This is a genomic window from Limnobacter sp. G6BE5S, from assembly GCF_058448965.1.
Genome location: NZ_JBZFLM010000006.1, coordinates 169448 through 182927, shown reverse-complemented (window position 1 = coordinate 182927; position 13480 = coordinate 169448). Strand labels below are relative to the sequence as shown.

The following is a 13480-nucleotide window of genomic DNA, read 5'->3' as shown; positions in this document are numbered from 1 at the left end:
TTAAATGAAAGCTTTATTAGATCTGTTTAAACAGGTCCAGCAAGACGAGCAGTTCGACGCAATCAAGATTGCGATCGCATCGCCCGACAAAATCCGTTCGTGGTCTTTCGGTGAAGTTAAAAAGCCAGAAACCATCAACTACCGCACCTTCAAGCCTGAGCGCGACGGTCTGTTTTGTGCCAAGATTTTTGGCCCAATCAAAGACTATGAATGCTTGTGCGGCAAGTACAAGCGATTGAAGCACCGTGGCGTGATCTGCGAGAAGTGTGGCGTTGAGGTTACATTGGCCAAAGTGCGTCGCGAACGCATGGGCCACATCGACCTGGCGTCACCCGTTGCACACATCTGGTTCCTGAAGTCCCTGCCGTCCCGTTTGGGTATGGTGCTGGACATGACCCTGCGGGACATCGAGCGCGTACTGTACTTCGAAGGTTTCGTGGTTGTTGAACCGGGCATGACTCCATTGAAGCGCGCCCAGTTGTTGACCGAAGAAGATTACCTGGCCAAGCAAGAAGAATACGGCGACGATTTCGTGGCATTCATGGGTGCCGAAGGCATCAAGGAACTGTTGAAGTCAATTGACATTGACCGCGAAGTCACAACACTGCGCGAAGAATTGGGTACCACCAACTCTGAAGCCAAAATCAAGAAAATCGCCAAGCGCCTGAAGGTGCTGGAAGGTTTCCAGAAATCCGGTATCAAGCCTGAGTGGATGATTCTGGAAGTGTTGCCAGTGTTGCCACCTGAGTTGCGTCCATTGGTTCCTCTGGATGGTGGTCGTTTTGCGACTTCCGACCTGAACGATTTGTATCGTCGCGTGATCAACCGTAACAACCGCTTGAAGCGTCTGCTCGAATTGAACGCACCCGATATCATCGTGCGAAACGAAAAGCGCATGCTGCAGGAAGCGGTTGATTCGTTGCTCGACAACGGTCGTCGCGGAAAAGCCATGACAGGCGCCAACAAGCGTCCATTGAAGTCGTTGGCCGACATGATCAAAGGCAAGGGCGGTCGTTTCCGTCAAAACTTGCTGGGCAAGCGCGTGGACTACTCTGGTCGTTCCGTGATTGTGGTGGGCCCACAGCTGAAACTGCACCAGTGCGGTTTGCCCAAGCTGATGGCACTCGAGTTGTTCAAGCCCTTCATTTTCAATCGTTTGGAAGTGATGGGTATTGCAACCACCATCAAGCAGGCCAAGAAATTCGTTGAAAATCAGGAACCCATCGTTTGGGACATCCTGGAAGAAGTAATTCGCGAGCATCCGGTCATGCTGAACCGTGCGCCAACGCTGCACCGCTTGGGTATTCAGGCATTTGAGCCTGTGTTGATTGAAGGCAAGGCCATTCAATTGCACCCATTGGTATGTGCTGCGTTTAACGCCGACTTTGACGGTGACCAAATGGCGGTTCACGTGCCTTTGTCTCTGGAAGCCCAGATCGAAGCACGTACCCTGATGCTGGCCTCCAACAACGTGCTGTTCCCAGCCAACGGTGATCCTTCAATTGTTCCTTCACAAGATATCGTGTTGGGTTTGTATTACACGACCCGCGACAAAGTGAACGGCAAGAACGAGGGCATCATGTTCTCTGACGTGGGCGAAGTAAACCGTGCCTACGACAACAAAGAAGTTGAGTTGGCCACCCGCGTGACTGTTCGCATCACCGAATACGACGTCAACAGGGAAACCGGCGAAAAGACATCCAAGCGCACACGCTACGAAACAACCGTGGGCCGTGCTTTGCTGTCTGAAATTCTGCCTCCAGGTCTGCCGTTCTCCTTCATCGACCGTCCTTTGAAGAAGAAAGAAATTTCCCGCTTGATCAACGCCTCTTTCCGTCGTTGTGGTCTGCGTGAAACCGTGATTTTTGCTGACAAATTGATGCAGTTCGGTTTCCGCATGGCAACTCGCGGCGGCATTTCGATTGCCATGGGCGACATGGTCGTTCCAGCGCAAAAGCAAGTGATCATCGCTGCGGCTGAAGCCGAAGTGAAAGAAATTCAGTCCCAGTACACCTCGGGTTTGGTAACTCAGGGCGAGCGTTACAACAAGGTCGTTGACATTTGGGGCCGTGCAGGCGACCAAGTGGGCAAGGCCATGATGGAACAGCTGGCGACCGAGCCAGTGATTGACCGCAACGGCAATGAAGTGCGTCAGGAATCGTTCAATGCGATTTACATGATGGCCGACTCCGGTGCCCGTGGTTCTGCTGCGCAGATTCGTCAGTTGGCGGGTATGCGTGGCCTGATGGCCAAACCTGACGGCTCCATCATTGAAACACCGATCATCGCGAACTTCCGCGAAGGTCTGAACGTGTTGCAGTATTTTATTTCAACCCACGGTGCGCGTAAGGGTCTGGCCGATACGGCATTGAAGACAGCGAACTCCGGTTACTTGACACGTCGTTTGGTTGACGTGACGCAAGACCTGGTTGTAGTCGAAGACGATTGCGGCACCACCAATGGCGTGGCCATGAAGGCCTTGGTTGAAGGCGGTGAAGTCATTGAAGCCCTGCGCGATCGTATTTTGGGTCGTGTTGTGGTGTCCGATGTGGTCAATCCTGAAACTCAGGAAACTGTGTTTGAAGTGGGCAAGTTGCTCGACGAAGACGCAGTTGAATTGATTGATCACTTGGGTATTGACGAAGTTCGCGTTCGCACTCCCTTGTCTTGCGACACGCGTTACGGTCTTTGTGCGAAGTGTTATGGCCGCGATCTGGGTCGTGGTTACCTGGTCAACAATGGTGAAGCTGTGGGTGTAATCGCCGCGCAGTCCATCGGTGAACCCGGTACTCAGTTGACCATGCGTACGTTCCACATCGGTGGCGCTGCTTCTCGCGCAGCCGTGGTGTCCAGCATTGAAGCCAAGTCAAACGGCGTGATCCGTTTCACGGCCACCATGCGCTACGTGACCAACGGCAAAGGCGAGCAAATCGTGATTTCCCGTTCAGGCGAAGTGTTGATCACCGATGACTTCGGTCGTGAGCGTGAACGTCACAAAGTACCTTACGGTGCCACGCTGGCCGTGCTCGACGGAAATCAGGTTAAGGCTGGCGCGATGTTGGCAACCTGGGATCCTTTGACTCGTCCGATCGTGACTGAATACGCAGGCAAGATCCGCTTCGAGAACATCGAGGAAGGCGCAACTGTTGCCAAACAGATCGACGATGTAACTGGTTTGTCCACTTTGGTGGTAATTGATGCCAAGCGTCGTACTGCTGGCAGCAAAGGTGAGCGTCCACAGGTTAAGTTGATTGATCCACAAGGCAATGAAGTGAAGATTGCCGGTTCCGATCATTCAGTGAATATCAGCTTCCCGGTAGGTGCACTGATTACCGTGCGCGACAATCAGGACGTGTTTGTGGGTGAAGTGCTGGCTCGTATTCCTCAGGAAAGCCAGAAGACTCGTGACATCACTGGTGGTCTCCCGCGTGTGGCTGAACTGTTTGAAGCCCGCTCGCCCAAAGATGCAGGCATGCTGGCCGAAGTCACGGGTACGGTTTCCTTCGGTAAGGACACCAAGGGCAAGCAGCGTTTGGTCATTACAGACCTCGACGGTGTATCACATGAATTCCTGATCCCCAAGGACAAGCACGTTCTGGTGCACGACGGCCAGGTGGTGAACAAGGGCGAAAGCATCGTTGACGGCCCAGCCGATCCTCACGACATTTTGCGTTTGTTGGGCATCGAAGCCTTGGCCCGATACATCGTGGACGAAGTTCAGGATGTGTATCGCTTGCAAGGTGTGAAGATCAACGACAAGCACATTGAAGTGATTGTTCGTCAAATGTTGCGTCGCGTCATTGTGAGCGATGCGGGCGAAACTGGCTTCATCCCTGGTGAGCAGGTTGAGCGTTCCGAACTGTTGGATGCAAACGACAAAATGCGTAGCGAAAACAAACGCGAAGCTACCTACCAAAACATCTTGTTGGGTATTACCAAAGCGTCCTTGTCAACCGATTCGTTCATTTCGGCTGCTTCCTTCCAGGAAACAACCCGGGTATTGACCGAAGCGGCCATTATGGGCAAACGCGACGAATTGCGTGGTTTGAAAGAAAACGTGATTGTAGGTCGCTTGATCCCAGCCGGTACTGGTATGGCCTTCCACAAGGCACGCAAGGACAAAGAAGGGCGTGAGGCTGAAGAGCTGCGCCAGATGGAAGCCGAACATGACCCACGTGCGCAAGCCGAGGCCTTGTTCAATCTGCCAGCTTCAGAGGGTTCTGACGAAGCCTAAGTTGTTGACGGAAATATGAAAGGTGATGTTAAAACTTCACCTTCCTCATTGACCCGCGCTTGTGTTTTGGAATACAATCGCGGGCTAAATTGGCTGCGGGCACGCCCGTAGCCCTTTTGTTTTTTTAACCGGAACTGGAACTATGCCAACCATTAATCAACTAGTGCGTAAACCACGCACCAGTGTGACCATGAAGAGCAAAAGCCCCGCGCTTGAGGATTGCCCTCAAAAACGTGGCGTGTGTACTCGTGTTTACACAACAACTCCAAAAAAACCAAACTCTGCGCTGCGTAAAGTGGCCAAAGTTCGCCTGACCAACGGCTTCGAAGTGATTTCCTACATTGGTGGTGAAGGCCACAACCTGCAGGAACACTCAGTTGTGTTGATCCGTGGCGGTCGTGTGAAAGACTTGCCTGGTGTGCGTTATCACATCGTGCGTGGCTCACTTGACTTGCAAGGCGTTAAAGACCGTAAGCAGGCTCGCTCCAAGTATGGTTCGAAGCGTCCAAAAGCTGCTAAGGCCAAGTAAGTTTTTACATTGGTCAATTTAAAACCGCATTCCGTGCGGCACACATTTGGTGTGTCGAGTAAGCAGATGCATAAGTGGGATTGCCCACGCTGAAGATAAAGGAATAGTCAAGATGCCACGTCGTCGCGAAGTGCAGCGCAGAGAAGTGCTGCCAGATCCAAAGTTTCAAAGCACAGAAGTAGCCAAGTTCATGAACGTCATCATGTTGTCTGGCAAGAAAGCTGTTGCAGAACGTATTATTTATGGTGCTTTTGACAGCATCTCAACGAAAGCTGGTAAAGACCCACTCGAGGTGTTCAACGCCGCGATCAACAACGTAAAGCCTGTTGTTGAAGTGAAGTCTCGCCGCGTCGGTGGTGCGAACTACCAAGTTCCGGTGGAAGTTCGTCCCTCACGTCGTTTGGCCCTGGCCATGCGTTGGGTGCGTGAAGCAGCCAAGAAGCGTAGTGAAAAGTCGATGGACCTTCGCCTTGCAGGTGAACTGCTCGAGGCTGCTGAAGGTCGCGGTGGTGCGATGAAGAAGCGTGATGAAGTGCACCGCATGGCTGAAGCCAACAAAGCCTTCTCGCATTTCCGATTCTAAATTTAACTGGAGTAGCAAATGGCTCGTAAGACGCCCATTGAGCGATATCGCAACATTGGTATTTCCGCGCACATTGATGCCGGTAAAACCACAACGACTGAACGTATCCTGTTTTATACAGGCGTAAGTCACAAAATTGGTGAAGTGCACGATGGTGCAGCTACCATGGACTGGATGGAGCAGGAGCAAGAGCGTGGTATTACCATTACCTCTGCGGCTACTACCTGTTTCTGGAAGGGTATGGACAATTCCTACCCAGAACACCGCTTCAACATCATTGATACACCGGGGCACGTAGACTTCACGATTGAAGTTGAGCGGTCCATGCGTGTTCTGGATGGTGCTTGCATGGTGTACTGTGCGGTGGGTGGCGTTCAGCCCCAGTCCGAAACTGTTTGGCGTCAGGCCAATAAGTACAAGGTGCCTCGTTTGGCTTTCGTGAACAAGATGGACCGCACTGGCGCCAACTTCTTCAAGGTGGTTGAACAAATGCGTCTGCGCTTGCGCGCAAACCCAGTGCCAATCGTGATTCCAATCGGCTCGGAAGAAAAATTCCAGGGCGTGGTTGATCTGATCAAGATGAAGGCAATTTACTGGGATGAAGCATCCCAGGGCATGAAGTTTGATTACCGTGAAATTCCGGCAGAACTGAAAGCCGAAGCTGACAAGTGGCGCGAGCAGATGGTGGAAGCTGCGGCTGAAGCTTCTGAAGAGCTGATGAACAAGTACCTCGAAGGTGGTGACTTGTCAGAAGCTGAAATTATTCTGGGCATTCGCACCCGCACCATTTCGACTGAAATTCAGCCGATGTTGTGTGGTACGGCGTTCAAGAACAAGGGTGTTCAGCGCATGCTCGACGCCGTGATCGATTTCCTGCCATCACCAGTGGACATTCCACCAGTGTCTGGCACAGATGAAGATGAAGAGCCAATCGTTCGCCACGCCAACGACGAAGAAAAGCTGTCAGCCTTGGCATTTAAGCTGATGACTGACCCCTTCGTGGGCCAGCTGACATTCGTTCGAGTGTATTCCGGTGTGTTGAACAAGGGCGATTCTGTATACAACCCTGTGCGCGGCAAGAAAGAGCGTATCGGTCGTATTGTTCAGATGCATGCCAACAACCGCTTGGAAGTTGAAGAAATTCGTGCGGGTGACATTGCCGCTTGCGTAGGCTTGAAAGACGTGACGACCGGTGAAACCCTTTGTGACCCTTCGGCCATTATTACGCTGGAGCGCATGGTGTTCCCAGAGCCGGTGATTGCGCAGGCTGTGGAACCAAAAACCAAGACAGACCAAGAGAAAATGGGTATTGCCTTGGGTCGTTTGGCCGCAGAAGATCCTTCATTCCGTGTTCGCACCGATGAAGAGTCAGGTCAGACCATTATTGCTGGTATGGGCGAATTGCACCTCGAAATTATCGTGGACCGCATGAAGCGCGAATTCGGCGTGGAAGCCAACGTTGGCAAGCCTCAGGTTGCGTACCGCGAGACAATTCGCAACGTGGTCAAAGAAGTTGAGGGCAAGTTTGTTCGTCAGTCTGGCGGTCGCGGTCAGTACGGTCACGTTGTGTTGCGTGTTGAGCCAAACGAAGCAGGCAAAGGTTTCGAGTTCCTCGATGAGATCAAGGGTGGTGTGGTTCCTCGCGAATACATTCCTGCGGTTCAAAAAGGTATTGAAGAGTCTTTGAGCAATGGTGTGTTGGCTGGGTATCCGGTCGTTGACATCAAAGTTGCTTTGCACTTTGGTTCATACCACGATGTTGACTCGAACGAAACAGCGTTCAAGATCGCAGCTTCCATGGGTTTCAAGGAAGGTATGCGTCGTGCCAGCCCTGTGTTGCTAGAGCCTATGATGGCTGTTGAAGTTGAGTCGCCAGAAGATTACGCCGGCACAGTGATGGGCGACTTGTCCTCACGTCGTGGTGTGGTTCAAGGTATGGACGATATTCCTGGTGGCGGCAAGGCAATCAAGGCGGAAGTGCCATTGGCTGAGATGTTTGGTTATTCCACTACACTGCGTTCTTTGACGCAGGGTCGCGCAACGTACAGCATGGAATTCAAGCACTACAGTGAAGCACCGAAAAACGTAGCGGAAGCTGTGATCAGCGCCCGCGCCAAATAATTGAAATTAAAGAACTGAAAAGAGGTATTTGCAATGGCAAAAGAAAAGTTTGAGCGTAAGAAGCCACACGTAAACGTTGGAACGATTGGTCACGTGGACCATGGCAAGACAACATTGACGGCGGCGATCACAACAGTATTGGCGCGACTGAGCGGCCATGGTGAAGCCAAGGGCTACGACCAGATCGATGCGGCTCCGGAAGAAAAGGCGCGCGGCATTACGATTAACACAGCCCACGTTGAGTACGAGACAGAAACACGTCACTACGCACACGTGGATTGCCCAGGTCACGCCGACTACGTCAAGAACATGATTACTGGTGCAGCGCAGATGGACGGCGCAATTCTGGTCTGTTCAGCAGCCGACGGCCCCATGCCACAAACGCGTGAGCACATCTTGTTGGCTCGCCAGGTTGGCGTACCTTACATCATCGTGTTCCTGAACAAGTGCGACATGGTGGATGACGAAGAGTTGCTGGAGTTGGTTGAAATGGAAGTGCGCGAGCTACTTTCCAAGTACGACTTCCCAGGCGACGATGTGCCAATCGTAAAGGGTTCAGCCAAGCTGGCCCTGGAAGGTGACACAGGCGATTTGGGCGAAGGCGCAATCAAGCAGTTGGCAGCAGCGCTTGACAACTACATTCCAACACCCGAGCGCGCAATCGACGGCACCTTCCTGATGCCAATCGAAGACGTGTTCTCCATCTCTGGTCGTGGCACTGTAGTAACAGGCCGTATCGAGCGTGGTGTGGTGAAGGTTGGCGAAGAAATTGAAATCGTGGGTATCAAAGACACGGTCAAGACAATTTGCACGGGCGTGGAAATGTTCCGCAAGTTGTTGGATCAGGGTCAGGCGGGCGACAACGTTGGTGTGTTGCTGCGTGGTACCAAGCGTGAAGACGTGGAGCGTGGTCAAGTGTTGGCCAAGCCAGGTTCAATCAAGCCGCACACAGGGTTCAGCGCAGAAATTTACGTGTTGAGCAAAGAAGAGGGTGGTCGTCACACGCCATTCTTTAACAACTACCGTCCACAGTTCTATTTCCGTACAACCGACGTAACGGGCTCAATCAGCCTGCCCGAAGGCAAGGAAATGGTTCTTCCTGGCGACAACGTGTCGATCAATGTTGAATTGATTGCGCCAATCGCGATGGAAGAAGGTCTGCGTTTCGCGATTCGCGAAGGTGGCCGTACGGTAGGTGCTGGCGTAGTTGCCAAAATTACCAAGTAATACTTGGAATGCGCCCGCATCAGTCAACTGGTGCGGGCAATTTTGAGGTGAGCCGAAAGTAATGTTTGGTCACACTCATTTAGCTCTTTAGGAAAAACCATGAACAACCAAAAAATTCGTATTCGCTTGAAAGCTTTCGATTACAAACTGATTGATCAGTCTGCATTGGAAATTGTTGAAACAGCCAAGCGCACCGGTGCTGTCGTAAAGGGCCCCGTTCCTTTGCCTACCCGTATCAAGCGATTCGATATTCTGCGTTCGCCTCACGTGAACAAGTCTTCACGTGACCAGTTTGAAATCCGTACTCATCAGCGTTTGATGGACATCGTGGATCCTACAGACAAAACTGTAGACGCCTTGATGAAGTTGGATCTGCCGGCTGGTGTGGATGTTGAAATCAAGTTGCAATAAATTTAATTAACGCATATAATCTTTGGCTAACCTTTTCAAAAGGTTAGCTTTAGATAGAATTTAATCATTCGGCCAATCGTAGCCGAAATTGGAGAAATCATGAGTCTAGGCCTTATTGGTCGCAAGATCGGCATGATGCGCATCTTTACAGACGCGGGTGTTTCTATTCCTGTGACTGTTGTGGATGTGTCTTCTAACCGTGTTGCGCAGCTCAAAACACTCGAACAAGACGGCTACACAGCCGTTCAGCTTGCCTACGGGTCCAAGCGAGCCTCCCGCGTTGTCAAGGCGCAGGCTGGTCACTTTGCAGCAGCTTCTATTGAGGCGGCATCTTCCCTTGTTGAATTCCGTGTTGATACAGCCAAGCTTGCTGAATTGCAAGTCGGTTCTGCTGTGTCTGCTGAAATTTTCGCGCCAGGTCAAAAAGTTGACGTCAGTGGCGTAACGCAGGGTAAGGGCTTTAGTGGCGCTATTAAGCGTCACCACTTCAGCTCGCAGCGCGCGTCTCACGGTAACTCGATCTCGCACAATGCTCCTGGTTCAATCGGTATGGCTCAAGATCCGGGTCGAGTATTTCCTGGTAAGCGCATGGCCGGCCAGTTGGGTAACGTAAATCGCACCACCCAGAATCTGGAAGTGGTTCGTGTAGACGCCGAGCGTGGTCTGCTTTTGATTAAGGGCGCTGTGCCTGGATCAAAGGGTGGCCAATTGTTGGTTAAGCCAGCTGTCAAGGCAAAGGCGTAAGGGGAACCAGATGGAATTGAAAGTCATTAGTGATTCTGGGCAGGCCTCTCAAACTGTTCAGGTTTCCGATGTTGTGTTTGGTCGTGAGTACAACGAACCGCTGATTCATCAGTTGGTTGTTGCATACCAAGCCAACGCGCGTCAGGGTACGCGTCAACAAAAAGATCGTTCGGAAGTGCGTGCTTCAACGCGTAAGCCATGGAAGCAAAAAGGTACCGGCCGCGCGCGTGCTGGTGCGGTGTCCAGCCCATTGTGGCGTGGAGGCGGCAAGACCTTTCCGAACTCTCCCGATGAGAATTTCACCCAAAAGCTGAACAAGAAAATGTTCCGTGCTGGTGTTTGTTCCATCCTGTCTCAGTTGAGTCGCGAAGGTCGGTTGGTTGTGGTCGAGTCCTTGGACTTGGAAGCACCGAAGACCAAGTTGCTTGATCAAAAATTGAAAGGCATGGGTCTCGATTCAGTCCTGATGATTGTTGATTCAGTGGACGAAAACTTGTACCTGGCATCCAGAAATCTGCCCAATGTGGCAGTGGTCGAGCCACGTTACGCCGATCCCCTTTCCTTGATTTATTTCAAGAAGGTGGTTGCGACTCGTGCTGCAATCGACAAACTGCAGGAGATGTACGCATGAACACCCAGCGTTTAATGAAAATTTTGTTGGCGCCCATCGTCTCTGAAAAGAGCACCATGTTGGCCGACAAGCATGAGCAAATTGCTTTCAAGGTTTGCACCACTGCAACTAAACACGAGATCAAGGCGGCCGTGGAGCTGCTGTTCAAAGTTGAGGTTGAGGCTGTGCGTGTGGTTAACATTGCTGGCAAGCAAAAGCGCTTTGGCCGCACCATGGGGCGTCGCTCCGATGTGCGCAAAGCCTATGTTGCGCTGAAAGCTGGTCAAGAAATTAATTTCTCGGAGGCTGCGTAACATGCCATTAGTTAAATTAAAGCCAACGTCACCAGGCCGCCGTGCCATGGTGAAAGTGGTTCACCCGCATTTGCACAAGGGTGAGCCTTACGCGCCGCTGCTTGAGAAGAAGTCCAAGACTGCTGGCCGCAATAACAACGGTCGTATTACAACCCGTCACATGGGTGGTGGTCACAAGCAGCACTACCGCATGGTTGATTTCAAGCGCAACAAAGACGGTGTGCCTGCGAAAGTTGAAACGATTGAGTACGATCCAAACCGTACGGCGCACATTGCCCTGATCTGCTATGCAGACGGTGAGCGCGCTTACATCATTGCTCCTCGTGGTTTGCAATTGGGTCAAACTGTTGTGAATGGATCTGAGGCGCCAATCAAGATCGGTAATACATTGCCGATTCGGAACATTCCCGTAGGTACTACTGTGCACTGCGTTGAAATGTTGCCTGGCAAGGGTGCTCAAATTGCGCGTTCCGCGGGTGGTTCTGCCATGTTGCTGGCTCGTGATGGCACGTACGCCCAGATGCGTTTGCGCTCCGGTGAAATTCGTCGCGTTCATATTGAATGCCGCGCCACCATCGGTGAGGTTAGTAACGAAGAAAACAGCTTGAAGAAAGTGGGTAAGGCTGGTGCAACACGCTGGAAGGGCATTCGTCCAACAGTGCGCGGTACTGCGATGAACCCGGTAGACCACCCACACGGTGGTGGTGAAGGCAAGACCGGCGAAGGCCGTGTGCCAGTTAGCCCATGGGGCCAACCAGCCAAGGGCTACCGCACTCGCAACAACAAGCGTACCAATTCGATGATTGTTCAGCGTCGTCACAAGCGTTAAGTGGGGTAAACAGATATGTCTCGTTCATTAAAAAAAGGTCCTTTCTGCGACGCCCACTTGATCAAAAAAGTGGAGACTGCTGCAGCATCCAAGGACAAGCGTCCAATTAAAACTTGGTCCCGTCGCTCGACTGTACTCCCTGAGTTCATCGGTCTGACAATCGCTGTTCACAATGGCAAGCAACATGTGCCTGTGTACATCAACGAAAACATGGTTGGTCACAAACTCGGTGAATTTGCGTTGACTCGCACATTCAAGGGTCACGCGGCCGACAAGAAGGCCAAGCGATAAGGGGTAGGAAATGGAAACTCGTGCAATTTTGAAGGGTGTTCGCTTGTCTCCTCAGCGTGGCCGTATGGTCGCTGACTTGATTCGCGGTAAAAAGGTTGATCAAGCCTTGAACATTCTTGCTTTCTCACCACAGAAAGCGGCATTGATTGTGAAGAAAGTGTTGGAGAGTGCAATCGCCAACGCCGAGCACAACGATGGCGCCGACGTTGATGAACTGAAAGTAAAAACCATTTACGTGGAAGAGGGGCCTGTGTTGAAGCGCTTTACGGCGCGCGCCAAGGGTCGTGGCAATCGTATCACTAAGAAGACCAGTCACATTTATGTGACGGTTGGAAACTAAGGGGGTTACATGGGTCAGAAGATTAACCCTACGGGCTTTCGCCTCGCGGTATCACGCAACTGGGCTTCTCGCTGGTACGCATCGAATCGTGATTTCTCCAAGATGCTTCTTGAGGACATCCAGGTTCGTGATTTCTTGAAGAAGAAGTTGAAGAATGCGTCAGTTGGTCGTGTTCTTATCGAGCGTCCCGCCAAGAATGCGCGCGTCACAATCTATTCGGCACGTCCGGGCGTTGTGATCGGCAAGAAAGGCGAAGACATCGAATTGTTGAAGGCCAGTTTGCAGAAATTGGTTGGCGTGCCTGTTCACGTGAATATCGAAGAAGTTCGCAAGCCTGAAATTGACGCGCAGTTGATTGCTGATGGTATTTCCCAGCAGCTTGAGCGCCGTATCATGTTCCGTCGTGCAATGAAGCGCGCGATGCAAAACGCGATGCGCATGGGTGCCCAGGGCATCAAGATCATGTCTTCAGGCCGACTGAACGGTATCGAAATCGCGCGTACTGAATGGTACCGTGAAGGTCGTGTGCCTTTGCATACACTGCGCGCTGATATTGATTACGCTACAAGCGAAGCCGCAACAACCTACGGCATTATCGGTATCAAGGTCTGGGTATACAAAGGCGATACATTGGGTCGCGGTGATGTTGCCGCTGCACCAGTTGAAGCCGAAAAGGAAGAGCGTCGTCCTCGTCGTCCTTCCACACGTCCAGCCGGGGCCGGTGCGCGCAAGGCGCGTAAACCCGAAGGTGCTAGCGCAGCAGCTAGTGGTTCAAACAAAGAGGAAGGCGCTGCCAGCACTTCCTCAGAACAGTAATCTAGGAGCGCATGATGTTACAGCCATCACGTCGCAAATATAGAAAAGAACACAAAGGCCGCAATACTGGTCTGGCCACTCGTGGCGCAAGTGTTTCTTTTGGTGTTTACGGTCTGAAGTCTACTGGTCGCGGTCGTTTGACGGCACGCCAGATCGAATCAGCTCGTCGAGCCATGGTTCGTCACATTAAACGTGGCGGTAAGATTTGGATTCGCGTGTTTCCGGACAAGCCAATTACCAACAAGCCTGCGGAAGTTCGTATGGGTAACGGTAAAGGTAGCGTTGAGTTTTACGTGGCTGAAATTCAGCCCGGTAAGGTGCTCTACGAGATGGACGGTGTGAGTGAAGAGTTGGCGCGTGAGGCTTTCCGCCTGGCGGCTGCCAAGTTGCCTCTTCCTTGCGTGTTCGTTACACGTCAAATTGGGAGTTAA

14 protein-coding genes are annotated in these 13480 nt (G+C 51.9%); all 14 read left to right on the top strand.

The window, feature by feature from the left end; all coding sequences use genetic code 11:
• Positions 1 to 4: 4 nt before the first annotated feature.
• The 14 genes from rpoC to rplP all read left to right on the top strand — a co-directional run bounded on the left by rpoC (position 5) and on the right by rplP (position 13480).
• A complete protein-coding gene (gene rpoC / locus ACVL1J_RS12380; protein ID WP_159569034.1) occupies positions 5 to 4234 on the top strand; it encodes a DNA-directed RNA polymerase subunit beta' in 4230 nt (1409 codons plus the stop codon).
• Positions 4235 to 4376: 142 nt separating this feature from the next.
• A complete protein-coding gene (rpsL, locus tag ACVL1J_RS12375; protein ID WP_105028062.1) occupies positions 4377 to 4763 on the top strand; it encodes a 30S ribosomal protein S12 in 387 nt (128 codons plus the stop codon).
• Between the two features lie 112 nt (positions 4764 to 4875).
• Entirely contained in the window at positions 4876 to 5346 is a 471-nt protein-coding gene (gene rpsG / locus ACVL1J_RS12370) for a 30S ribosomal protein S7 (protein WP_008253357.1), read from the top strand.
• Between the two features lie 18 nt (positions 5347 to 5364).
• A complete protein-coding gene (fusA, locus tag ACVL1J_RS12365; RefSeq protein ID WP_159569033.1) occupies positions 5365 to 7467 on the top strand; it encodes an elongation factor G in 2103 nt (700 codons plus the stop codon).
• Positions 7468 to 7500: 33 nt separating this feature from the next.
• On the top strand, positions 7501 to 8694 hold the full coding sequence (gene tuf / locus ACVL1J_RS12360; RefSeq protein ID WP_159569032.1) for an elongation factor Tu: 1194 nt from the start codon (positions 7501 to 7503) through the stop codon (positions 8692 to 8694).
• A gap of 99 nt (positions 8695 to 8793) precedes the next feature.
• The gene (rpsJ, locus tag ACVL1J_RS12355; RefSeq protein WP_008253393.1) at positions 8794 to 9105 is read left to right on the top strand and encodes a 30S ribosomal protein S10; all 312 of its coding nucleotides are present in this window, start codon (positions 8794 to 8796) and stop codon (positions 9103 to 9105) included.
• A 99-nt stretch (positions 9106 to 9204) separates the two neighbouring features.
• Positions 9205 to 9849 (top strand): 50S ribosomal protein L3, encoded by a 645-nt coding sequence (gene rplC / locus ACVL1J_RS12350; protein ID WP_159569031.1) that lies wholly within the window; start codon positions 9205 to 9207, stop codon positions 9847 to 9849.
• Positions 9850 to 9859: 10 nt separating this feature from the next.
• A complete protein-coding gene (gene rplD, locus ACVL1J_RS12345) occupies positions 9860 to 10480 on the top strand; it encodes a 50S ribosomal protein L4 (RefSeq protein WP_008253364.1) in 621 nt (206 codons plus the stop codon).
• Positions 10477 to 10773, top strand: coding sequence for a 50S ribosomal protein L23 (rplW, locus tag ACVL1J_RS12340; RefSeq protein ID WP_008253367.1), 297 nt, complete (start codon positions 10477 to 10479; stop codon positions 10771 to 10773). The genes rplD and rplW overlap by 4 nt, the downstream gene beginning before the upstream one ends.
• 1 nt (position 10774) lies before the next feature.
• Positions 10775 to 11602 (top strand): 50S ribosomal protein L2, encoded by an 828-nt coding sequence (gene rplB, locus ACVL1J_RS12335; RefSeq protein ID WP_105028065.1) that lies wholly within the window; start codon positions 10775 to 10777, stop codon positions 11600 to 11602.
• Between the two features lie 15 nt (positions 11603 to 11617).
• Positions 11618 to 11893, top strand: coding sequence for a 30S ribosomal protein S19 (gene rpsS, locus ACVL1J_RS12330; RefSeq protein WP_159569030.1), 276 nt, complete (start codon positions 11618 to 11620; stop codon positions 11891 to 11893).
• Positions 11894 to 11903: 10 nt separating this feature from the next.
• Positions 11904 to 12233 carry a 50S ribosomal protein L22 gene (gene rplV, locus ACVL1J_RS12325; RefSeq protein WP_130557584.1) on the top strand — a complete coding sequence of 110 codons (330 nt, stop codon included), beginning with the start codon at positions 11904 to 11906 and terminating at the stop codon, positions 12231 to 12233.
• Between the two features lie 9 nt (positions 12234 to 12242).
• Complete coding sequence (gene rpsC / locus ACVL1J_RS12320; protein WP_105028068.1) at positions 12243 to 13049, top strand: 30S ribosomal protein S3; 807 nt, start codon at positions 12243 to 12245, stop codon at positions 13047 to 13049.
• A 14-nt stretch (positions 13050 to 13063) separates the two neighbouring features.
• Positions 13064 to 13480: a 50S ribosomal protein L16 gene (gene rplP / locus ACVL1J_RS12315; RefSeq protein ID WP_008253343.1), complete on the top strand. Its 417-nt coding sequence runs from the start codon at positions 13064 to 13066 to the stop codon at positions 13478 to 13480.